Origin of the sequence: Niastella vici (genome assembly GCF_002077945.1) — a bacterium.
GTDB lineage: Bacteria > Bacteroidota > Bacteroidia > Chitinophagales > Chitinophagaceae > Niastella > Niastella vici.
In genome coordinates this window covers 336591-358628 of record NZ_LVYD01000124.1, presented here as the reverse complement: position 1 = coordinate 358628, position 22038 = coordinate 336591, and the positions used below count along the sequence as shown (strand labels likewise).

At 46.1% G+C, this 22038-nt stretch carries 20 protein-coding genes; 10 read left to right on the top strand and 10 right to left on the bottom strand.

Features of this window, described 5'->3' with window-relative positions:
• Nucleotides 1-16 precede the first annotated feature (16 nt).
• Both A3860_RS39040 and A3860_RS39035 read left to right on the top strand, forming a co-directional pair.
• Complete coding sequence (locus A3860_RS39040) at nt 17-673, top strand: protein-L-isoaspartate(D-aspartate) O-methyltransferase (RefSeq protein ID WP_081156018.1); 657 nt, start codon at nt 17-19, stop codon at nt 671-673.
• Between the two features lie 134 nt (nt 674-807).
• Complete coding sequence (locus A3860_RS39035) at nt 808-1596, top strand: Rossmann-like and DUF2520 domain-containing protein (RefSeq protein WP_317043521.1); 789 nt, start codon at nt 808-810, stop codon at nt 1594-1596.
• Between the two features lie 107 nt (nt 1597-1703).
• On the opposite strand, the gene A3860_RS39030 is transcribed toward A3860_RS39035, so the two are convergent.
• The 4 genes from A3860_RS39030 to amaB form a co-directional block, all read right to left on the bottom strand.
• The gene (locus A3860_RS39030) at nt 1704-2333 is read right to left on the bottom strand and encodes a DinB family protein (protein ID WP_081156016.1); all 630 of its coding nucleotides are present in this window, start codon (nt 2331-2333) and stop codon (nt 1704-1706) included.
• Nucleotides 2334-2561: 228 nt separating this feature from the next.
• Entirely contained in the window at nt 2562-4271 is a 1710-nt protein-coding gene (locus A3860_RS39025) for a S8 family serine peptidase (protein ID WP_081156015.1), read from the bottom strand.
• 298 nt (nt 4272-4569) lie between these two features.
• Entirely contained in the window at nt 4570-6075 is a 1506-nt protein-coding gene (locus A3860_RS39020) for an OmpA family protein (protein ID WP_081156014.1), read from the bottom strand.
• 209 nt (nt 6076-6284) lie between these two features.
• The gene (gene amaB / locus A3860_RS39015; protein ID WP_081156013.1) at nt 6285-7808 is read right to left on the bottom strand and encodes an L-piperidine-6-carboxylate dehydrogenase; all 1524 of its coding nucleotides are present in this window, start codon (nt 7806-7808) and stop codon (nt 6285-6287) included.
• Nucleotides 7809-7846: 38 nt separating this feature from the next.
• On the opposite strand from amaB, the gene A3860_RS39010 reads away from it, so the two are divergent.
• The gene (locus tag A3860_RS39010) at nt 7847-9067 is read left to right on the top strand and encodes an acyltransferase family protein (protein ID WP_081156012.1); all 1221 of its coding nucleotides are present in this window, start codon (nt 7847-7849) and stop codon (nt 9065-9067) included.
• Nucleotides 9068-9080: 13 nt separating this feature from the next.
• Here A3860_RS39010 and A3860_RS39005 read toward each other — a convergent pair whose 3' ends face one another.
• Both A3860_RS39005 and A3860_RS39000 read right to left on the bottom strand, forming a co-directional pair.
• Nucleotides 9081-9626: a hypothetical protein gene (locus A3860_RS39005; RefSeq protein ID WP_081156011.1), complete on the bottom strand. Its 546-nt coding sequence runs from the start codon at nt 9624-9626 to the stop codon at nt 9081-9083.
• A 7-nt stretch (nt 9627-9633) separates the two neighbouring features.
• Nucleotides 9634-10680, bottom strand: coding sequence for an agmatinase family protein (locus tag A3860_RS39000; RefSeq protein ID WP_081156010.1), 1047 nt, complete (start codon nt 10678-10680; stop codon nt 9634-9636).
• Nucleotides 10681-11103: 423 nt separating this feature from the next.
• On the opposite strand from A3860_RS39000, the gene A3860_RS38995 reads away from it, so the two are divergent.
• The 3 genes from A3860_RS38995 to A3860_RS38985 all read left to right on the top strand — a co-directional run bounded on the left by A3860_RS38995 (nt 11104) and on the right by A3860_RS38985 (nt 14969).
• Nucleotides 11104-11523: a cytochrome c maturation protein CcmE domain-containing protein gene (locus tag A3860_RS38995; protein WP_081156009.1), complete on the top strand. Its 420-nt coding sequence runs from the start codon at nt 11104-11106 to the stop codon at nt 11521-11523.
• A 9-nt stretch (nt 11524-11532) separates the two neighbouring features.
• Entirely contained in the window at nt 11533-13950 is a 2418-nt protein-coding gene (gene ccsA, locus A3860_RS38990) for a cytochrome c biogenesis protein CcsA (protein ID WP_081156008.1), read from the top strand.
• A gap of 377 nt (nt 13951-14327) precedes the next feature.
• Complete coding sequence (locus A3860_RS38985) at nt 14328-14969, top strand: DUF4294 domain-containing protein (protein WP_081156007.1); 642 nt, start codon at nt 14328-14330, stop codon at nt 14967-14969.
• A 110-nt stretch (nt 14970-15079) separates the two neighbouring features.
• Here the strand turns inward: A3860_RS38985 and rfaE2 are convergent, their stop codons facing one another.
• The 4 genes from rfaE2 to panC form a co-directional block, all read right to left on the bottom strand.
• Nucleotides 15080-15568, bottom strand: a complete 489-nt coding sequence (rfaE2, locus tag A3860_RS38980) for a D-glycero-beta-D-manno-heptose 1-phosphate adenylyltransferase (protein WP_081156006.1) — start codon at nt 15566-15568, stop codon at nt 15080-15082.
• Nucleotides 15555-16577: a lysylphosphatidylglycerol synthase transmembrane domain-containing protein gene (locus A3860_RS38975; RefSeq protein ID WP_081156005.1), complete on the bottom strand. Its 1023-nt coding sequence runs from the start codon at nt 16575-16577 to the stop codon at nt 15555-15557. Before A3860_RS38975 ends, rfaE2 begins: the two co-directional genes overlap by 14 nt.
• A gap of 163 nt (nt 16578-16740) precedes the next feature.
• Nucleotides 16741-17085: an aspartate 1-decarboxylase gene (gene panD, locus A3860_RS38970; RefSeq protein WP_081156004.1), complete on the bottom strand. Its 345-nt coding sequence runs from the start codon at nt 17083-17085 to the stop codon at nt 16741-16743.
• Nucleotides 17086-17204: 119 nt separating this feature from the next.
• Nucleotides 17205-18059: a pantoate--beta-alanine ligase gene (gene panC / locus A3860_RS38965; protein ID WP_081156003.1), complete on the bottom strand. Its 855-nt coding sequence runs from the start codon at nt 18057-18059 to the stop codon at nt 17205-17207.
• A gap of 239 nt (nt 18060-18298) precedes the next feature.
• On the opposite strand from panC, the gene A3860_RS38960 reads away from it, so the two are divergent.
• The 4 genes from A3860_RS38960 to rlmB all read left to right on the top strand — a co-directional run bounded on the left by A3860_RS38960 (nt 18299) and on the right by rlmB (nt 21954).
• A complete protein-coding gene (locus A3860_RS38960) occupies nt 18299-19111 on the top strand; it encodes a glycogen/starch synthase (protein WP_081156002.1) in 813 nt (270 codons plus the stop codon).
• 190 nt (nt 19112-19301) lie between these two features.
• Entirely contained in the window at nt 19302-20555 is a 1254-nt protein-coding gene (gene metK / locus A3860_RS38955; RefSeq protein ID WP_081156001.1) for a methionine adenosyltransferase, read from the top strand.
• 78 nt (nt 20556-20633) lie between these two features.
• Complete coding sequence (locus A3860_RS38950; RefSeq protein ID WP_081156000.1) at nt 20634-21194, top strand: NUDIX domain-containing protein; 561 nt, start codon at nt 20634-20636, stop codon at nt 21192-21194.
• Nucleotides 21178-21954 carry a 23S rRNA (guanosine(2251)-2'-O)-methyltransferase RlmB gene (gene rlmB, locus A3860_RS38945; RefSeq protein ID WP_081155999.1) on the top strand — a complete coding sequence of 259 codons (777 nt, stop codon included), beginning with the start codon at nt 21178-21180 and terminating at the stop codon, nt 21952-21954. Before A3860_RS38950 ends, rlmB begins: the two co-directional genes overlap by 17 nt.
• Nucleotides 21955-22038: the final 84 nt, after the last annotated feature.

The following is a 22038-nucleotide window of genomic DNA, read 5'->3' as shown; positions in this document are numbered from 1 at the left end:
TATCTTTGTGGCGTTTATGAGAACGTTTGAAGATACTTACCGGCATAAGGGATTGCGAAAACAACTGGTTGATCAATTAAAACAGAAAGGCATTACCGATGAACGGGTGCTTACAGCTATTTTACAGGTTCCCCGGCATTATTTCCTCGATTCAGCTTTAGACAGGGTCGCTTACGAAGACCGGGCTTTTCCCATTGCAGAAGGACAAACCATTTCACAACCTTATACCGTTGCTTACCAAACCCAGTTACTGGAGGTAAAGCCTTACGAAAAGGTGCTGGAGATTGGTACGGGCAGCGGCTATCAGGCTATTATCCTGGGCGAAATGAACGCCCAGGTATACACCATTGAACGGCAGAAAAAATTGTTTGAAGAACACCGCGGTTTTATTCTGCGGAGCAAATACCCCAACATAAAATATTTTTATGGTGACGGGTATGAAGGCCTGCCCACCTATGCGCCTTTCGATAAAGTGATCGTTACCGCAGCGGCGCCGTATATTCCGCCAAAACTGATAGATCAGATGAAAGTGGGCGGTAAAATGGTGATACCGGTAGGCGAGGGGCATGTTCAACGCATGTTACGCCTTACCAAACAACCGGATGGCAGTGTGGCCGAAGAATTGTACGATAAATTTTCGTTTGTGCCAATGGTTGAAGGAAAAAATCAATAGAAGTTACCAGTTACCTGGTACCGGTTACCGGGGCGCAAATCGATAGCGTTCGATTATTGGCGGGCATTCTTCGGGGAAGCCCTGGGAACCAGAAACCCCGGCAACCAGAAGTTAAAGAACTCAGGAATGTATAAATCATAGAACAAAGAATCAAGAAATTGAGAGTAGTCATCATAGGTACTGGAAATGTTGCCACAATATTGGGAAAAAGATTTTTGGCGGCCGACCACGAGATAGTGCAGGTTTGTGGAAGGAATCCCCTGCATGCCGAGGAGCTGGCCGATACGCTTGCTGCCTCCTTTACCGCCGATGTGAAACAGCTGACACCAGATGCCGATCTGTATGTGGTGGCAGTAACCGATACCGCGGTGGCCGGCATAGCTGCGAACCTGCGGCTGAATAATAAACTGGTTGTGCATACTGCGGGGGCGGTGTCGAAAGACGTATTAAGCGCCTGTAGCAGGAACTACGGGGTTTTGTACCCCCTGCAAAGCCTGCGCAGCGAATTAAATGAATTGCCCGATATTCCCTTCCTGGTCGATGGCAACACCGAAGATGACCTGGCCTTCATCACTGAGTTTGCAAACTCAGTTTCTCACCAGGTACAACAGGCCGGCGATGAAGAACGCCTCAAAATGCATGTAGCGGCCGTTATGGTCAGCAATTTTACCAACCATTTATATGCTTTGGCCAAAGCTTATTGTTTACACGAAAAACTGGATTTTACTATGTTGCTGCCACTGATCACTGCCGTGGCCGACAGGCTGAACGAATATGAACCGGCGGCTGTACAAACCGGTCCGGCCATAAGGAACGACGACGCTACTATTCAAAAACACCTGGCGCTTTTGCAGCAACATCCTTCACTGAAAGCCTTATACGCGTTGTTTACAGATAGTATCCGGAAAATGTATAAAGGATAAATGCCTGCCCGTCCATAGCGGAGCGAAGGCGGGGCAATGGCGAAGGTGGCTCGAGCATTCCAATGCGTTACAAGCCAGTACTACAAAAGATCAGGGGCCTTGTGTTCCTACCTAACAGTTCTCTTCTTCTTTTTCTTCTTCTCAATTTTTACTTTTTCCCTGGCCTTCACTTTCTTTCCTTTTACGGCAGGTTTCACCGGTTCTTCTTTTGCGTTTGCCGGCTGATCGTTCAAATACCTTTCCCTGATGATGCGCATGTGATGGGCCACATGACCCGCGCAAACAAATGCCAGTCCGGCCACGCTGATGGTATTGTTGTTTGCAGAACCGGTTTGCAGCAGCTGGTCATCGTCGAGCGAATTCAGGAACAGTTCATTGGCGCTGCGCAGGGCCTTGAATTCATCGACCAGGTCATTCCATTTACGTTTGGGCGCTTTGGCGGTAATGGCCCAGTTGTTCTCATCAAAACCGGGCAGGGGAGCGGGGTCCATACGGGCAAAGGTAAGCGCCCGGTAAATGAATACCCGTTCGGCATCGATGATGTGTTGCAACAGTTCCTTGATGGTCCATTTGCCTTCGGCGTACGCGTAGTTGATCTTTTTGTGGGGTATTTGTTTCAGTAGTTTGCGAAATCGGCGGGTGTTGTTGGCGAGGGCTTCGGGCAGGTTGTCTTCCTGCAGTGCGTTGATATAGGTTTTGTAAAAATCAGGTACGGTAATTTCCTTTTTATTAACCATACTTTTTGCTAAATGTACTTAAAAGTTGCCAGTTGCCAGTTACCAGTTACCAGTTACCGGTTACCGGTTACCGGGGCTCAAAAATTATTAGCGGTCTGATTATTGGCGGGCATCCTGAGCTGAAGGCCTGGAAACTGGCAACCGGTAACCGGCGACTGCATAGAATAGCAAAGGGCCCAAATAAGTGGTCATGCCAGTTATTTGAGCCCTGTTGTATATATCGGAAAACTATCCTTTCTTATTCTTCAACGTTGGTTTGGGCGATGGTTTTTTGGGGGTGGTTTTACCCGAAGGATCAAGCGTAGCTGCTACTTTAGCGGCTTCATACGCATTGATGATACCACCGCTTTCGCTCAGGTCGCTCAGGGCAACCAGCTCATCGGTACCTGGTTTTTTAACCTTGCCATCGGGCACCTGGGCCGATTTGGTGATGCAGTATTTTAACTGCTGCGGCGTGAGGTAAGGGAAATATTCCAGCAAAAAGGCGGCTGTTCCAACAACAACCGGGCAGGCCATACTGGTACCCTGTGCATTTCCATAGGTATTACCACCGGGAATGCTTGAGTAAATTTTTACACCGGGTGCAAATACATCTACCTCTTTTTTACCGTAGTTCGAGAACGAAGCGGTGAAACCGCCGGCCCTTGGGTCGCCACTGGCGCCTACGGTGATCCAGTTAGAGGCCTGGGTGTGCGTGCTTCTCATAATGGGGTTCGGGAAATTATCAGCGGTATCAACGTTCTTGGCATCGTTACCAGCTGCATGTACCAGCAACACGCCCTTGCTTTCGGCATATTTAACGGCCTCATCTACCCATTTTTTCTGGGGCGAGAAGTCTTTACCAAAGCTCATGTTCACCACTTTGGCGCCGTTATCAACTGCATAGCGAATGGCCAGGGCAATATCTTTATCGTGCTCATCGCCATCGGGCACGGCACGGATCATCATTATTCGTACGTTATCGGCCACGCCATCCATACCCTTGCCATTGTTGCGAATGGCGCCAATGATACCGGCTACGTGCGTACCGTGGAATGGGGTAGAAGCCATTACATCGGGGTTACCGTAGCTGCGGTCGTTGATATCCTGCTCGTTATCGTGGGTAATATCGCCGCGGTAGTTTTGGGGCGCTTTTTCCTTGGCTTCGGCCTTTCTTTCTTCACCGCTTACAAACTCTTCAAAACCATCGATGAACTCTTTGTTGGTGGTTTCCATCATTTGGTTGGCCTTGAATAAATACAGCAGGGCTCCTTTGGCCGATTTATCGGAACCTGAAACGGCATTGAAGGTATCTACATCGTTACCGGTGTAGGTTTCTTTATTCAACGCTTTACGCATAACGCTGTCGCTTTTTTGTGCGCTGATCAACGCTCTTTTCAACATTACCAGGTCGACCCCTTCCTCATTACCATCGCCTTCAATTTTCTTTTTGGCTTTCAGCCACATCGCATATTCGTCTTTATCGTCGGCCGAAAGTTGGGTGGTGTCAATGGTTTTGCCTTCATACTTACTTTTAAACATATGGTAAACCCGGGCTCCTTCGTAAGAGTCCTGTTTTACGTTCTTGCCATCTTTACCGCCAATAAAGTTCCAGCCGTGTACATCATCGATATAGCCATTGCCATCATCATCAATACCGTTGCCGGGTATTTCTTTGGGGTTTACCCAAAGAATGTCTTTCAGGTCTTCGTGCAGGGTATCGATGCCCGAGTCAATAATGGCCACCACTACGGTTTTGCCTTTGAGGTTTTTGCTATGAATAAACTCATAGGCTTTATTGATACTGATCCCATAGTATCCGTCTTTGGTTTTGTCGAGCAGGTGCCATCCCTTCGGCACATCTCCTGTTTTTATGCTTTTCTCTTGCTGCGCAAAGGAGGTATGGTCAGCAATCACAAGGGCAGTTACTAATCCTGCTACTTTTACCAGTTTGTTCATTTACGAGTGTTTTTTTCTTTACAGATGTGTAACGTAAGTTTATTTTTATTGCGGGATATAAGGTCCAAATATCTGGTTTTTTACTAATTCTTAACATTTTGAACCTTTTAACGCCTTAAGGCAGGAAAGCTGTTGTGTAAATTATCCCCTTTCGGGCTTTAACTAACGTTCATTTTCCCCCGGCACAAAATAAAAAAATTAAAGCCACACATGTATGTTATTACATGAGTGGCTGATAATTTGTTCATAAGTATTAGCTACAAATAGATTAAAATCAAATTATAACTCCTCCTCATCCCTATTGCTGTGAAACCCTCAGTTCAACCCTGCGGTTGGCTGCCCGGCCTTCGGGTGTGCTGTTATCGGCAACGGCTTTTTCCTGTCCATAGCCGGTAGCCTGTAACCTGCTGGCGTCAAGGCCTTTTTGAACCAGGTAATTTTTCACGGCATCAGCACGCTGCTGCGATAAGGTCAAATTGGATGCCGGTTTACCTACATTATCGGTATAACCTTCTACTACCAGTATCAGGGTACCATTGGCTTTCAGAATGTTCGCAACATTATTCAGCGCGGGATACGAAGCTGGTAATATTTTGTCGCTGCCGGTTGCAAAGAATATTTTTTTAGCAGCATAGTTCACTTTTTCAATGATCTCCTGCTTAATGGCCGGACAACCATTGTTTTCTTTCGTGCCCGCTAAGGTGGGGCATTTGTCGTCCCTGTCATTTACGCCATCTCCATCACTGTCGGGGATGGGGCAACCATTAAACTCTTTGGGACCTGGTTTATCGGGACAAAGATCTTCTTCATCGTTCAGGCCGTCGCCATCGGTATCGGGCGGCGGGCAACCATGGTATTTAACAAGCCCGGGCACATCGGGGCACTTGTCTTCGTCATCTATAACACTGTCGTGGTCGCGGTCGGGGACGGGGCATCCTCTGTAGCGGGCTTCTCCCGGCACATCGGGGCATTTATCAACTGCATCGGCAACGCCGTCGCCGTCTTTATCGGGGCAACCGCCAGCTTTGGCCGAACCCGGCACATCGGGACAGGCATCTGCTTTATCGGGAACACCATCTTTATCCCTGTCGTTGGTCAATACGGTCTTTTTGTTCAACCAGAAACCAAGAGAGGCGCCAATGACCTGATGTTTGAACGTGCCTTTGTACGAAGCATCGTAAAAGTTGGTTAACCCCTGGCTAATGAAACCGGTCAATAGTACATTGCCCAGTTCGAACCCGGCCCTGAAATTCACGCCCAAATCAAAGGTGGTAACTTTATTATCGTCCTTACCCACCTGTATATTCGATTCGTTGCTGGTATATTTAACGTCGGTACCATTAGCTACCCTTGTTTCGGTAGTTTGTTTTCCGCTATAGAAGAACGACAGGTAGGGACCGGCGCTGAGCAAAAAACTGGCTTTCCTGCTCATGTGTAATTTCAACGTTATGTTCAGCGGAACATCAATATAATTGGGTGAAAAAGTATTGTTGTGAAATAAGGTATCGGTTTTTACAGCGGCCGTGTCGAAGTAACGCTGGTATTTACGGCCCTTGGTCGAATAAAAAATGCCGGGCTGAAAAAAGACCTTATTCGAATAACCGAGCGGAATTTCGCCGATGATACCCAGGTTAAGGCCGCTTCTTTTTGAATAGAAGGGCTTAACGGTTGTTTCCCAGCCTGGTATGAAATTTTTTTCAATTACTGACGACGATTGCGGACCTCCCATGATCCCCAGCCGCATTTGTGAATTGGCGGCATACGTGATACTGGTCAATAACAACAGGGCGTAAAGTTTCTTCATACCGGTTTTTCAGCTTGTCAGACAGGTAATAACGTTTGGGAAACTGTAATATTGTTTGATTGGAGGCCTGTGTACAGGTAAGGGAAAAGAAATAGGAAGTAAGAAGTAAGATGTAAGAAGAGCTCGAATTTCAATGCTCGCGATTAATTAGGAAGTAGGAAATACAGGTTTCTTCTTACTTCGTACTTCCTACCTCTTACTTCGGTGTATTATACATGGAATTTAATTCCCTGCGCTAAGGGTAATTGTGTAGAATAATTGATCGTATTCGTCTGGCGCCGCATATATGCTTTCCAGGCATCGCTTCCGCTTTCGCGGCCACCGCCGGTTTCTTTTTCGCCACCGAATGCACCGCCGATCTCGGCGCCCGATGTACCAATGTTCACATTGGCAATACCGCAATCGCTGCCGTTGGCCGACAGGAATTGTTCTGCTTCGCGCAGGTTCAGGGTCATAATACTGGATGACAAACCCTGTGGCACTCCGTTTTGAATGGCGATGGCATCGTCGAGGGTATTGTATTTCATTAAATACAGGATGGGCGCAAAGGTTTCCTGCTCCACGATCTTAAAATGCGATTCCACTTCAGCAATACAGGGTTTTACATAACAGCCGCTTTCGTAACCATCCCCATCGAGCACGCCGCCTTCTACAATAAACCGGCCGCCTTCTTTTTTACAGGCTTCCAGGGCCTTATTATACATAATAACAGCGTCTTTATCGATCAGCGGTCCTACGTGGTTGTTTTCATCGAGCGGGTTGCCGATACGCAATTGCTGGTAAGCGGCCACCAGTTTGCTTTTTACCGAATCGTACACTTCATCGTGTATGATCAAACGCCGGGTGGTAGTGCAGCGCTGCCCGGCCGTGCCTACGGCGCCAAAAACCGATCCGCGGATGGCAATATCCAGGTCGGCATGTTTTGAAATGATGATGGCATTGTTGCCGCCCAGCTCCAACAGAGCCCGGCCCAGGCGGGCGCCCACGGTTGCCCCCACGGCTTTGCCCATACGCGTTGAACCGGTTGCCGAAACCAGCGGAATACGCGCATCGGCCGAAAGCCATTCGCCCACTTCACGGCCGCCAGTTACCAGTCCGTTTATGCCATCGGGCACATTGTTGCGTTTTAGTACTTCTGCAATAATATGATGACACGCCACTGCGCACAGGGGCGTTTTTTCAGAAGGTTTCCAGATGCACACATTGCCACAGATCCAGGCGAGCATGGCGTTCCAGCTCCATACTGCCACGGGGAAGTTAAAGGCGGAAATAATGCCTACAATGCCTAACGGATGCCATTGTTCGTACATGCGGTGCGAGGGGCGCTCGCTGTGCATGCTTAAGCCGTACAACTGGCGGCTGAGGCCAACAGCAAAATCGCAGATATCGATCATTTCCTGTACTTCGCCATAACCTTCCTGCAGGCTTTTACCCATTTCGTAGCTAACCAGTTTGCCCAGCGGTTCTTTATAGGTACGCAAGGCCTCGCCAATTTGGCGAACCACTTCGCCACGTTTGGGCGCCGGCCAGGTGCGCCATTCCAGAAATGCAGCCTGGGCTTTGGCTATTACGGTTTCATAATCATTTTTATCGCCGCCCTGTACAGTGGCAATGAGTTTGCCATCAACGGGGGAGTGTGAAGCTATGCGTTCGCCATGGGCGGTAAGGATGGTGTTTCCTGTTGAAACGCCCGAATTCAGTTCGTCTATTTTCAGCGGAGCCAGAAAATCCATATGGTGCATTTTTGGCCAAAAGTAACTAACATTTGTGAATGTCGTGGGGAAGAAGCTGCAAGCTACCCGCTTCAAGCTGTACGCTCAAGCTTCAAGCTGAACGCATAAAACGGCAGTCGGTTGTACCATCGTTGGCAAACACAGGCTGGCTTCTGGGCCAATTGTTATTTGCAGCACTAATTATATCTTTATATTTGTCATTTTTTATGTTAAAAGCCGATCTAAATTCTAAACCAATTCCGGTCATTGGGAGCCTGAGAGGAATAGCTGCTTCAATGGTTTGTTTCGATCACTTTATTTCAACGGTTGGATATATAGAGAATGAAAAAATAAAAAGTGCTTTTGCCCTTGGCAGAACTGGCGTTTTTATTTTCTTCGTGATATCGGGGATTGTGATACCGCTTTCAATGATCCGGGGCGGTTACACAATCGGGAATTGGGGAAATTTCATGCTGAAACGAGTAGCCAGGCTTGAACCTCCTTATCTGGCTTCAATTATATTAGCGCTTTGTTATTTTAAGATCAGAATGATAATAGCGGGCTCATCCGCAGTTCATTTACCTGTGTTTCCTTCCTCTAAGGATGTTGCGCTGCACATAGGTTACCTGGTGCCATTTGCAGGGGCTAAATGGATACAACCTCCGTACTGGACGCTTTGTATCGAATTTCAATATTATATTGCCTTATCACTATTATTACCATTGGCGCTGAATGGAAATAGTAAGAGCAGGTATTGCTTTTATTTTATATTTCTTGCAATCCCTTTTATTTTGCCTCATGATGCTTTTTTTCCTTTGTATGCGCCGCTGTTCCTGATCGGAATATTATATGCCTTTTCAATAATGAATATCATTGAAAGTAAGGAGTATCTGAATGTAACTGCGCTTTGTATTGTGGTAAGCTTTATAACATTACCTTTTGTAGATACTATTGCGGCAGGGTTACTTACTCTTCTTATTGTTCAGTATCTGCCCGGCCTGACCAATAAAGTGCTCAAATTTCTCGGAAATATTTCTTATTCAATTTATTTGATCCATAAGATAACAGGAAGTGCTTTAATCAATATCCTGTCGCACAGGTTCAGGGCCGGATATCAAAAGCCAATTGTAATTATGACAGGTTACCTGTTTACCATAGCTTGTTCATACGTTTTTTACCGGATTATTGAAAAGAATTCTCAAAAACTGTCTTCAAGAATAAAATATAAAAAGCACGACCCTTCTTTAAGTGTAGATGGAAAGATGGACCAGGTTGTTTGATTGTAATAGCGATTTAGTTGTTTAACTGTTTTCTGCAATAGTCATTGAACTCATCTTCATCTGCATCATCATCTTCATCGTCTTCCACTTCGCGTTGCAGAATTTTGTTATTGGCAAAGTCGAGGGTGAGCAAACCATCTTTCAGCACAATATTGGTGAATTGTTGCCAGGAGTATCTTCTTTTGAACAGGGAGTTAAAAACGATCTCATTATCGGCAAATCCGATCTCAATGGAGTATTTAGCCTGGTATTCGAGTAAGGCGAGAATGATAAAGATAAATGCCAGCCATTGAAACCAGGGCATCTTCATCCAAACAAGTGCGGCTATCAGTAAAGCGCGGCTGTAATACACTTTCCGGTTTTTTCGCTGCAGCACCAGGTTCCAGATAACAAAACCCGGCACGGCAATAACGCCGATAAGGCAGGCCAGGCTCACAGAACTGGCTTTCACCAGTTCAAACCCAAAACAAAACGCAGAAAAAACACTCAGTATCAGTCCCAGTATATCAATATACCGGCTTGTTTGATTTTTAAGGGTGACAACATATTGATATACCATAGGCCATTTATTGGTTGCTGGCCACCAGCAGATTGGCTAATCTCCATAAAATATGCGCGCCCACATTGGCATCCCACTCATTATTATCGCCCACGCCTATTTCAACAAGATCGAACCCGATGAACTTTCGACCGCTTTGCACTATTTTTTTAAGCAGGTAAAAGATCTGTTCGGTTTCAAATCCGCCCTGTACGGGTGTGCCTGTATTAGGACACAATTTAGGATCAAGCCCATCAATATCAAAACTTACCAGTACTTTTTCAGGTAATTTATTCACGATCTCATCGGTGATCTGTTTCCAGGTTTCGCCTTCGAACTGGCGTTCTTTTATATCCTTATCAAAATAAGTGATCACGCGGCCCTGGTTATTCTGTATATATTCATATTCCTGCTGGCAATAATCGCGTACGCCCAACTGTACCAAATGCGTAAGCGAGGGAATTTCAGTTAGCGCATTGTACATAACACTGGCATGGCTGTACGTAAAAAATTCATACGATTGGCGCAGGTCGCAATGGGCATCGATCTGCAAAACGCCAAAATCGCCATGCAGTTCGGCAATTGCCTTAAAGAAACCCAGCACAATGCTGTGGTCGCCGCCCAGTACGGCTACCAGTTTATTGCGGTTAAGGAGTTGTTTTGTTTGTTCGTATACCCATTTGTTCAAATAGGTGCCGCCTTCATTGATATCGCGCTGCGATTTACACATGAAGAGGTTTTTCTCGAGCTTTTCGCCATGACAAATGTAGTCGATGTACAGCTCGGCTTCCTTGCGCAGGTAATCGCTTTTCAGCAGGATCTTTTTATCGGGATAGCGCATAAAAAAGCCCTGTTTCCACGCATCATTGTTGTCAGGGTCAAAAAGGTCAACATGCATGCTGGCCTTGAAGATATGATCCGCTGCACGGGCGGTACCGGCGTTATAGCTTACTGTTACTTCCCAGGGAACAGGTAATATAACCAGGCGGGCATCTTCTTCGGTGAAGGGCAAACCAAAAATATTATTATTGGGATTACTTGCCGCGTTGGGATCAAAATGTGATAGATCTGTCATATATCATACACTAAAAAACGGGATGCAAGTTAGTGCAGGAATAGAAAGCAGCAAAAAAATTATGGTTAACGAGCTTACGTTTGTTAGGAAATGAGGTTCAAAGTTCTTAGTTCTCAGTTTAATGTTCACAGTTCCTGGTTCTCAGTTTACAGTTCAAAGTGCACAGTTTAAAGTTTACAGTTTACAGTTTACAGTCCAAAGGTTACGGTTCAACGCCCGCCCTTCGGGGTTCCCGTACCATTTTCCGGTTCCGCCCAAATTTTCCCGTTTGCGGCGGTAACTTTTTTATATAGAAACTGTTAACATTTGATCAGGCACCCATATGATGAAAATCATTCTGTACCTCAAACCATTTTTGAACTAACTTTGCGGTGCATAATACACTTGTAGCTCGCCTGCAAGCTGTTACAATAAAAATTTCAGATGAAAAAGATCCATATTGTTATACTGGTAGGCATAGCGGTTTGTATCATGATCCTTTTGAGCTTTATGGCCGATCTGTCGACCTATGAAACCCTTGCCTCAGCCCGTCAGAAAGCAGGAAAAACAGTAACTGTTATTGCGAAGCTCGATAAATCGGTGGCTACCCCCATCGAATACGACCCCGCTAAAAACCCCAACCTCACCCAATTCTTTGTGATCGATTCACTGGGTAACAGAGCGCAGGTGCGTTACTATTTTGAAAAGCCTATGGATATGGAGAAGAGCGATCGTATTGTGCTGAAAGGAAAAATGCAGGGCGATATTTTTGTGATCACCCGTAAAGATGGTATCCTTATCAAATGTCCTTCCAAGTATAAAGACGATCCCAAAGCAGCGCAGAACAACCTGACTCAAAATTAAAATCCTGTAATGAAGTATATCGGTGAACACCTGTTACCCGGTCAGTTGGGACATTTCCTGGTAGTGCTTTCGTTGGTAGCGTCCCTGGTGGCTACCATTGCTTATTTTAAGGCCTCCAATGCCTCATTACCTACTGAGCACGATAGCTGGAAGAAATTGGCCCGAATTGCATTTATGATCGATGCCGGCTCGGTGCTGGCCATATTCAGCATCATTTTTACCCTCATTGCCAATCATTTTCACGAATATTTTTACGCCTGGAACCACAGCGACCGGTCCCTGTCGCCCAAATACCTGCTCAGCAGTATCTGGGAAGGGCAGGAGGGCAGTTTTTTACTGTGGACCTTCTGGCATGCCGTTATTGGTGTGGTGTTGATACGCACGGCCAAAAAATGGGAAGCCCCCGTTATGACGGTGATAAGCTTTGCCCAGCTTTGCCTGGCCACCATGATATTGGGCCTGTATATTTTCAATGTAAAAGTGGGCAGCAGTCCGTTTTTGTTAACTCGCCATCAGTTTGCCGATGCGCCGATCTTTTCGGGCCCCGATTACCTGAGCCTGCCGAAAATTCATAATGGAAATGGCCTTAACCAGTTATTACAGAACTACTGGATGGTGATCCATCCCCCAATTCTGTTCCTGGGTTTTGCGAGCACCATCGTTCCTTTTGCTTATTCTATTGCCGGTTTGTGGAAGAAAGATTTTAGCTGGACCAAACCCGTGTTACCCTGGTCGCTGTTCTCGGGTGGCATTCTGGGACTGGGTATTATGATGGGCGCCGCCTGGGCTTACGAAAGCCTCACATTTGGCGGTTACTGGGCCTGGGACCCGGTTGAGAACGCATCGCTGGTGCCCTGGCTGGTACTGGTGGCGGGTATTCACACCCTGCTCATTTACAATTCAACCGGTCATTCCTTACGCGCCACTAACGTATTTTTTATACTCGCCTACCTGCTGGTAATGTATTCAACCTATCTTACCCGCAGTGGCGACCTGCAGGATACCTCGGTGCACGCCTTTGTTGATTCGGGGATGAACTGGCAGCTGCGCAGCTGGGTATTCATCTTTGTAGTTCCGGCGCTGGCCCTGCTGATAGCCCGGTATAAAAAGATCCCGCATATTGCCAAAGAGGAAGAGTTCAACAGCCGGGAATTCTGGATGTTCATCGGTTCGCTGGTATTGTTCCTGTCGGCCATGGCCATTATCATTCCCACTTCATTCCCCATCTTCAATACCCTGTTCGGTACCAAGCTGGTGATCGGGGAAGACAAGGAGTTTCCCTATAACCGCATCCAGATCTTCGTAGCGGTGGTTATTGGGGTATTAACGGCCATCAGCCAGTACCTCAAATACAAGAACACGTCAAAAGCCTATTTCACGAAGAAACTGCTGTGGGCAACGGTGGCTGCTATATTGATCTCGGCTTCAATCAGTTATTTCGGCCATATCAATTATAATAAATATGGTATTGGTTTTCTTTCGGCCATTCACCTGGCGCTGTTTGCAGCGGTGTATGCCGTTGTTGCCAATGCCGCTTACATATATACGGGTTTGAACGGCAAGCTTAAGGCAGCGGGCGCTTCGGTAGCGCACCTGGGTTTTGGCCTGTTGCTGGTGGGCATCCTGATCTCTTCTTCCAAAAAAGAAGTGCTGTCGGTGAATACTTTCAACCCACTGAATTTTGGTCCCGATAAGCCAAAAGAAGGTTTTGAGAACCTGACCCTTTTTCGCGGCGTAAAAACCGATATGGGCACTTACTGGGCAACGTATGTGAAAGATTCGGTAAGCACGAATGGCCGTATGACCTGGTTCCAGGTTGATATGGAAAGAAAGGATGGAAAAGATAAATTCACCCTGTATCCCGATCTTATCAGGAACACCAAGGGGCAGGAGGGGATGTCGAACAACCCCGATTCGCGCCATTACCTGCATAAAGATATTTTCAGTTATGTGAACCATGCCAGCTCGGTACAGGAAGGCACCGATACGGCGCAGTTCAAAAATCATGTGGTAAAAACCGGCGACACGCTGTTTTATTCAGAAGGCTTTATGATCCTGGATAGTGTAACGGTGAACCCGCACGACGGCAAACACCAGTTTACCCCCAGGGATACGGCTATTATGGCCAACCTGAGCGTTTACACCAAGGAGCAGCAGAAACTGAGCGCCAAACCGGTATTTTATGTGCGCAACAACAGCGCCCAATATATATTAGATACATTGTATTCGCAGGGACTGGCCATCAGCCTTACCCGCATTGCCGACGATAAACACCTGGAGATCAGTGTGAAAGAATCTTCGCGCCTGGCGCCTTTCCTGGCGTTGAAGGTGTTGCAGTTCCCCTTCATTAACCTGGTTTGGCTGGGAACCGTTCTTATGATCGCAGGGTTTGTAATGGCTCTCATCAGAAGAATTAAATTGCTATAGTTGCTGGTTACCGGTTTCCTGGTGCCAGGAATTGCGTTACAAGTTACAGGTTGCAAGTTGCAGGGTTCGAATTTTGGGCTGCCGACATAATTGAAGGGTCTTAATATTTAAAGCCCTGAAACCTGGAACTTGTAACCTGAATCCTACTCAACTCCTGACATCCTAACATGACAGGAATCTATTTCTGCATGCTAAGTGATTTATCTTAATTTAAAAACTTCCCTTCCCCAACTGTTTTCCCATATTTGGACGTACAGTAACTTTACTGTAGATCTTAAACTTTTTTTAAGAAATTGTTTTGCAACGGGACGGGTTACGTTCTGGTCTTTTGGGAATTATTATTACAAGTAAATTTGTATTATATTAGTAGCACTCGAATGACTGCAAAGAGAAAAATATTCAGGAATTTGTTAGCAGTTTGGGCATTGGTTGCTGTAGCGGTTACTCAGGCAAATGGCCAAACGGCCCCTGATTCAATACCCTTACCTCAATTAGGTCCGAATGATACTATCCCCGTTCCGGCACAGGTTGTCGGTAATGAGTATGTGCCTGCACAAACCCTCGAATGGACCTGGGTACAGGCGCCCTATCCCAAACATTTACTGAAAAGAAGACAGGAATGGACGCGTTTGCGCAATGCCGTTTATGTTACCTATCCGTACGCCCGCCGGGCCGGAGCCATCATGAACGACATCAATGCGCACATTGCCAATTTGCCTGAAAGTGAGAAAAAGAAATATATTAAAACCCGCGAAAAAGAGCTAAAGAAGCAATTTGCTGAGCCGCTGAGCGAATTATCAATTTACCAGGGAAAGGTATTGATGAAGCTCATTAACCGGCAAACGGGTAATAACTGCTACGAGATCATCAAGGAATATAAAGGTGGATTTACCGCCCGGGTATGGCAAACCGTTGCCTTTGTATTTAGCAGCAACTTAAAGCAGCCGTACAATGCACAGGGCGATGAGCGCGACATAGAAATGATAGTGCAGGAAATTGACAGAATGCAGCGATTATAATGCCCCCAGCCCCCTAAAGGGGGAGTAGTAAAAGAAATTAAGAAAGCCCTGGAATGACCGGGGCTTTTTACTTTAAGGCCTGATTTTTTTTGATTTTGCCGACTGCTGATTCACGATTTCATTTTCCCAATGATCCCCGTAGTCGAAAACCCTTCCACAATAGGATTGATAATAACTTTTCCCCCCGCCGCCATCACTTCTTTGGCGCCAACAATTTGTTCCAGCGTATAATCGCCCCCTTTTACCAGCACATCGGGTTGCAGTGTTGTGATCAGATTTAACGGCGTGTCTTCTTCAAAGATCACGACCATATCAACCATAAGCAGGGAAGCCAGTACCAGTGCCCGTGATTGTTCATCGTTCACCGGGCGGCTATCGCCTTTTAACCGTTTGGTGCTGGCGTCGGAGTTTAAACCCACTACCAGGTAATCGGCTTCGGCTGCAGTTTGGGACAATGAAAATATATGACCGCGGTGCAGAATATCAAAAACCCCATTGGTGAACGACACCGTTTTACCGGTTATTCGCCATTGATTGATCCGGTGCACTGCTTCATTTAAGGTACATATTCTTGCAGGGATGATATCAGCTTTTCTCATTAACAGAAATTCTTTTATTGAAATAAGGTAATAAGCTCAGGGCAATGGAACCGCTGAGCAGGGCAAAGAAGAATTGCACTGACCACATAAGGTTACCAAAGGCTAAACCAATTGTTTCTTCAAGCCCATAGGCATGCATGGTATTTTTAACAGCCAGCGCATAAATACCAATACCGGCGCCCGGTACCGGCACAATCATCGCCAGGCTGCCCATCGTTAAAACTGATAAAGCATGGGGTATGCCATAACCCGCAGTTTCTTTCATGGCCCAAAAGCCGATCTGCACGCTCAGCAGGTACATTGACCAAATAAAAATGGTATGAAATACGAACCAGCCTTTGTTCTTTAAGTAACGCACGCTGATAATGCCATGCCATATGCCTTCAAAAATGGTCTTTATCTTTTGAATGAACCGGATATGCGTGAACTTTTTAAAAACGACAATTACGGCTCCCACACCCAGTAACAAAATGGCCAGCAGGATGATTATTTTGGAAACAGACAGCGAGCTGGTCTTTGAATTTACGATGGTGTTTAATGCTTCGTTGACGTAGCCGCCTATTACATCGGCCTGGGTAAGTATAGTGATAATAATAACCAGTACAAGACAAAGCACATCAAACGCGCGTTCGGCAACAATGGTGCCTACGAGCTTATCGGCAGGAACCTTTTCATAACGGGCCAGTATGGTGCATTTCAATACTTCGCCAAGGCGGGGAACGGCCAGGTTAGCCATGTAACCGATGAGCACGGCCATATACGTATTAAAAAGGCGGGGTTTATAACCAAGCGGCTCCATTAAGATCTTCCACCGCATGGCCCGGCTCAAATGGCTGAGCAACAACGTGATCATTACCGGAATAATGAGCAGGTAATTCGCGTTGCGAAAAGCTTCTTTGATCTTTTTCCAGCCCTCATCATTAATACCCCGTACCGACCACCATACCAAAAAAACACTGAGCCCCAGAAACAGGATGTACTGTAATATGCTCAGGAGTTTTTTATTCATATGGAGGGCTTATTATGTTGTATTGCAAATTTAAGTTAACCCGTTAACAAGTTAACAGCTTTACGGGTTAACAAGTTGACAACTTTCAAATTATGCTGTCAATATAAGGTCTTATTAACATAAGTTCCGCCTGCCCCGGTTTATTGGGGGTAATTTCTCTTAGTTACAATTTATTTCCCGTTTGAGGAAACACTACGGAGGGTTTGAAAGATTTTGCTTTTTCAAAATCCATGGTAGCGTAAGAAATAACGATCACAATATCGCCTACGGCGCCCTGGCGGGCTGCGGGGCCATTCAAACAACAAACGCCTGAGCCGCGTTTGCCTTTTATGAGATAGGTTTCAATACGGGTACCGTTATTTACATTCACGATCTGCACTTTTTCGTATTCGATCATGTTGGCGGCTTCCATCAGGTCTTCATCGAGCGTTAAACTACCCACATAATTCAGGTTGGCTTCCGTGATGGTTACGCGGTGGATTTTGGATTTCAGTATTTCTATCTCCATGTCTTGTTTTTGTTATTCGGGATTATAAAACGGGCGCAAGTTAGGTATTTAATTGATTTTTTGATGGCTGCCCAATTTAGCCCATTACACCCGCCCAAACGCGGGGCAGCCGGGCAGGTTTAAACCAGTATATTATCAATTAACCGAACCTCGTGTAAAAAGGCGGCTATTAAAGCCACCCGGGGGCCCTGGTAAATGGTGGCCATGGTAGCATGGGCGGGTTGCAGGGTAGTGGCATCGGCCAGTTCCACATAATCAATAATAAAACCGGCCCCGGTCAGTAGCTGCTCAGCTTTTTCTTTAATAACCGGCCAGGTTATGCCCTTGTTGCATTCCTGTTTTATGGTTGTAAGGCATTTATAGATGGTGGTGGCTATTTGCCTGTCGTGGAGCGATAAACGCATGTTGCGGCTGCTCATGGCCAGTCCGTCGGGTTCGCGCAGGGTGGGGCAGGTGATGAGTTCGGTGGCAGATTGCATCAATTGCAGCAACCGGCTTACCACCATACATTGCTGGTAATCTTTTTGTCCCATGAACAACTTATGCGGCTGCACCATGGTAAGCAGCCGGAACATCACCTGGCAAACGCCCTGAAAATGGCCGGGGCGGAATTTTCCTTCGAGCAGGGTTTCCAGATAACCGAGGTCGTAGTGTTCGAGGCCGGCAGTGCCCTGGGGGTACATTTCGGCTATGGAAGGCAGGAACAGCGCATCGCAGCCGGCGGCTTCCAGCTTCATAATATCCGGTTCAATGGTATTAGGGTATAACTGGTAATCGGTGGCGTTATTGAACTGGGTGGGGTTTACAAATATGCTGCAAACCGTTACGGCTGTGTCCTGTTTCGACCGGTCAATAAGGGCAATATGTCCGTTGTGCAGGGCGCCCATGGTAGGTACAAAACCTATTTGTTTTTGGGCGGCCTTTTGTTGTTGAATATACCGGGCAAGCTGGTCGGCATATTTGAAAATGATCATTTAACGAAATTTTAAGTTTTAAAGATGCGCTATTATTGTTTCTATGGGTGAATGGCCTCTTATTTCTTCGGCAGTAAGGATTCCATACCAGCCTGCCCCGGTTAGTTCCCGGGGCTCCCAAAACATTGAATTGAGAGCCCGGAATCCCGACTTTGTAGGGACCAGGACTTACAACTAATAAAAAAACCTTAACTTTGCACCCTGATTTTTAAAAGTTAGCTCATCAACTATTATCTATAATGCTGACAAAGAAAAGAATTTTATTTATTGCTAACGAAATGTCCCCCTACCTGGAATTAACGGAATTCTCCGAAACGGTTAACCGGTTGGCAATAAAGGCAAATGAAAATGGCTTTGAAGTGCGTTGTATTATGCCCCGGTTTGGGGTCATCAACGAGAGACGTCATCGCCTGCATGAAGTGGTTCGTTTGTCGGGCATTAATGTTTCGGTAGGTAATGATGATTATCCCTTACAAATTAAAGTAGCCTCTTTACCCAATGCGCGGTTGCAGGTTTACTTTCTGGATAATGAAGACCTGTTCAAACGCAAGTTCATTTTCCACGATGAAGGCGAAAAATGGTTCGATGACAATGACCTGCGTACCGTATTCTTCTGTAAAGGCGCCCTGGAAACGGTTAAGAAATTCGGCTGGCCGCCAGATATCATTCATTGCAGCGGCTGGATGACCGGCCTGATCCCGCTTTATCAAAAAACGGCCTACAAAAAAGAACCGGTGTTCTCGCACAGCAAGGTTATTTACACCATTGGCAATAACACGGTGAAAGAAAAGCTGGGCGATGATTTTCTGAAAATAGCTTCTATCAGCTCTTTTGTTAAAGAAAAAGACCTGGAGCCTTTTAAGGAAGGCACTACCACTGCCATGATGCGGGGTGGGGCTACTTATGCCGATGCCATTACTTTTGGCGCCGATAAGGTTGATAAAAAGCTGGTAGAGGAATTCGGAAAAGTAAAAGGCAAAAAAGTGCTCACTTACAACGCCGAGTCGGATCTTACTGATTACCTGCAGCTCTATCACGATCTAACCAAATAATAAGATTGTAATGTCTATGTTTAAGGGCCAGTCCTTTTGAACAGCAATTTCTGATTTTGGAATTTCGGGATTTTGAGATTTGTTCATTATGCAAACTCAAAAGAAATCTCCAAATCGCTAAATCCCGAAATCAGAAATCTTATATATTTACCCATTATTTACTAATTCAATTCCTCAAACAAAAAGTAGTATGCCTTACTTATTTACTTCTGAGAGTGTTTCGGAAGGTCATCCTGATAAAATAGCTGACCAGATATCTGATGCCCTGATTGATAACTTCCTGGCATTTGACGCCCAATCGAAAGTAGCCTGCGAAACGCTGGTTACCACCGGTCAGGTAGTGCTGGCTGGAGAAGTAAAGTCAAAGGCATATCTTGATGTACAGGAAATAGCCCGTGAAGTGATCCGCAAAATTGGTTATACCAAATCTGAGTATATGTTCGAAGCCAGCTCTTGCGGGGTGTTGTCGGCCATTCACGAACAATCTTCAGACATCAACCAGGGTGTCGACAGAACAAAAAAAGAAGAACAGGGCGCTGGTGACCAGGGTATGATGTTTGGTTACGCTACCAACGAAACTGAAGATTATATGCCCTTGGCATTGGACATTGCACATAAATTATTGATTGAACTGGCTGCACTGCGTCGCGAAGGCAAAAAGATCGAGTACCTGCGTCCTGATGCAAAGAGCCAGGTTACGTTGGAGTACGACGATAACAACAAACCCGTTCGTATTGATGCTATCGTAGTGAGCACCCAGCACGATGATTTTGACACTGAAGCCAAAATGGCGAAAAAGATCAAGGAAGATGTTGTTAACATCCTGATCCCCCGTGTTAAGTCAAAATATAAAAAATATGCCCACCTGTTCAACGACAAGATCAAATATCACGTAAACCCAACCGGTAAATTCGTGATCGGCGGTCCGCATGGTGATACAGGTTTAACCGGCCGTAAGATCATCGTAGATACTTATGGTGGTAAAGGCGCTCACGGTGGTGGTGCTTTCAGCGGAAAAGATCCTTCAAAAGTTGACCGTTCTGCTGCCTACGCTACCCGTCACATTGCCAAAAACCTGGTTGCTGCCGGTTTGTGCGATGAAGTACTGGTACAGGTTTCCTATGCAATTGGTGTTGCCCAGCCAATGGGATTGTACATCAACACGTATGGTACTGCCAAAGTGGAGCTTACCGATGGCGAAATAGCCAAACGCGTTGCTCAGATCTTCGATATGCGTCCTTACTTTATTGAACAACGCCTGAAACTGCGTAATCCTATTTACAGCGAAACAGCTGCTTACGGACACATGGGCCGTCAACCTGAAGTAGTAGAAAAAACATTCACTGCTCCTGATGGTAAAACCGTTAAGAAGAAAGTAGAGCTGTTTACCTGGGAGAAACTGGATTATGTGAGAAAGATCAAGCAGGCGTTTGGAATCAGATAAGAGATTTCTTCCCGATAGCTGGCTATCGGGACCAAAATAACATTATCCCGCTTTGGCGGGATTTTTTATTTTCGACAAATGAACGAACAAGACAATCCCTGGAAGATATTAGTAGAAAAGGAGATCTACGAAAATCCCTGGATAAAGATCACGGAGTTTGATGTTATTAATCCCTCGGGCGGCAAAGGCATTTATGGCAAGGTGCATTATCAATCTATTGCCGTAGGCGCGCTTGTATTGGATTCAACGTTGAATACCTACCTGGTTGGTCAGTATCGTTTTCCCCTTAATCAATACAGCTGGGAGATACCCGAAGGCGGCGGCGCTTTTGGCGTTGACCCCGTAGAATCGGCCAAACGCGAGCTGTTGGAAGAAACCGGACTGGTAGCCTCAGCATGGACGAAAATAGTGGAGATGTACCTGAGCAATTCCGTCTCCGACGAATATGCGGTTATTTACCTGGCCCGCGAACTGAGTCAGCATACGCCCAGTCCCGAAGAAACGGAACAATTGCAGGTAAAAAAGCTGCCCTTTGAAGAAGCATACCAAATGGTAGAGCGGGGCGAGATCACTGATTCGATGTCGGTGGCAGCAATTTTAAAAGTAAAACTTATGTTGGCAGATGGACGGATTTCATAAGAAAAGACCCGGTATTAATAAAGCGTCGCTGATCATTGGCCGGCAACCTATTATTGAGGCCATTGAATCGGGCCGGCCCATTGATAAAATATTCTTTCAGCGCAATGTGAGCGGTGATGCCATTGGCACCATCCGGCAACTGGCCCGGGAAAATAATATCCCTATTCAACAGGTTCCGCCCGAAAAACTGCAATCTTTTACCAAAGCCAATCACCAGGGTTGTATTGCCATTGCCGCACTCGTTCAATATATGGACCTGCAACAGGTTATTGATCATGTGCTGGGTAATGGTGAAACGCCGTTGTTTGTGATACTCGATGGTATAACTGATGTACGCAACATCGGGGCTATCGCCCGCAGTGCGGTGTGTTGCGGGGCGCAGGCCATTATTATACCCGACAAAGGAGTGGGGGCCCTGAACGAAGAGGCCATGAAATCATCGGCCGGCGCCCTGGAAAAGATCAATATCTGCCGGGTGAACAGCCTGATGAAAGCGGTGGATACCCTGCACCTGAACGGGATAAAAGTATTTGCCACCGAAATGACCGCCGATAAGTTCCTGTACGAAGTGGATTATTCAGAACCCTGTTGTATAGTGATGGGCAATGAAGAGAATGGTGTGTTTCCGGCGCTGATGAAAATATGCGATGAAAAAATAAAGATACCCATGGCAGGTAATTTTGAATCGTTCAACGTATCGGTAGCAACGGGAATCGTTTTGTATGAAGCAATGAAGAATAGAATGAACAATGGGGTATAAAGGAACTGTTACCAGTTACCAGGTTCCGGTTACCAAATTTTTAATGCAGCTTTCACTGCATTTCCCGGAAACGCCGAATGCTGA

Excerpts from the sequence above, each read along its gene's own strand:
- A3860_RS39040 (WP_081156018.1), top strand. The coding sequence starts at position 17 with ATGAGAACGTTTGAAGATACTTACCGGCATAAGGGATTGCGAAAACAA.
- A3860_RS39030 (WP_081156016.1), bottom strand. The coding sequence starts at position 2,333 with ATGGTTAATAAAAAGGAAATTACCGTACCTGATTTTTACAAAACCTAT.
- A3860_RS39025 (WP_081156015.1), bottom strand. The coding sequence starts at position 4,271 with ATGAACAAACTGGTAAAAGTAGCAGGATTAGTAACTGCCCTTGTGATT.
- A3860_RS39020 (WP_081156014.1), bottom strand. The coding sequence starts at position 6,075 with ATGAAGAAACTTTACGCCCTGTTGTTATTGACCAGTATCACGTATGCC.
- amaB (WP_081156013.1), bottom strand. The coding sequence starts at position 7,808 with ATGGATTTTCTGGCTCCGCTGAAAATAGACGAACTGAATTCGGGCGTT.
- A3860_RS39010 (WP_081156012.1), top strand. The coding sequence starts at position 7,847 with ATGTCGTGGGGAAGAAGCTGCAAGCTACCCGCTTCAAGCTGTACGCTC.
- A3860_RS39005 (WP_081156011.1), bottom strand. The coding sequence starts at position 9,626 with ATGGTATATCAATATGTTGTCACCCTTAAAAATCAAACAAGCCGGTAT.
- A3860_RS39000 (WP_081156010.1), bottom strand. The coding sequence starts at position 10,680 with ATGACAGATCTATCACATTTTGATCCCAACGCGGCAAGTAATCCCAAT.
- A3860_RS38995 (WP_081156009.1), top strand. The coding sequence starts at position 11,104 with ATGAAAAAGATCCATATTGTTATACTGGTAGGCATAGCGGTTTGTATC.
- ccsA (WP_081156008.1), top strand. The coding sequence starts at position 11,533 with ATGAAGTATATCGGTGAACACCTGTTACCCGGTCAGTTGGGACATTTC.
- A3860_RS38985 (WP_081156007.1), top strand. The coding sequence starts at position 14,328 with ATGACTGCAAAGAGAAAAATATTCAGGAATTTGTTAGCAGTTTGGGCA.
- rfaE2 (WP_081156006.1), bottom strand. The coding sequence starts at position 15,568 with ATGAGAAAAGCTGATATCATCCCTGCAAGAATATGTACCTTAAATGAA.
- A3860_RS38975 (WP_081156005.1), bottom strand. The coding sequence starts at position 16,577 with ATGAATAAAAAACTCCTGAGCATATTACAGTACATCCTGTTTCTGGGG.
- panD (WP_081156004.1), bottom strand. The coding sequence starts at position 17,085 with ATGGAGATAGAAATACTGAAATCCAAAATCCACCGCGTAACCATCACG.
- panC (WP_081156003.1), bottom strand. The coding sequence starts at position 18,059 with ATGATCATTTTCAAATATGCCGACCAGCTTGCCCGGTATATTCAACAA.
- A3860_RS38960 (WP_081156002.1), top strand. The coding sequence starts at position 18,299 with ATGCTGACAAAGAAAAGAATTTTATTTATTGCTAACGAAATGTCCCCC.
- metK (WP_081156001.1), top strand. The coding sequence starts at position 19,302 with ATGCCTTACTTATTTACTTCTGAGAGTGTTTCGGAAGGTCATCCTGAT.
- A3860_RS38950 (WP_081156000.1), top strand. The coding sequence starts at position 20,634 with ATGAACGAACAAGACAATCCCTGGAAGATATTAGTAGAAAAGGAGATC.
- rlmB (WP_081155999.1), top strand. The coding sequence starts at position 21,178 with ATGGACGGATTTCATAAGAAAAGACCCGGTATTAATAAAGCGTCGCTG.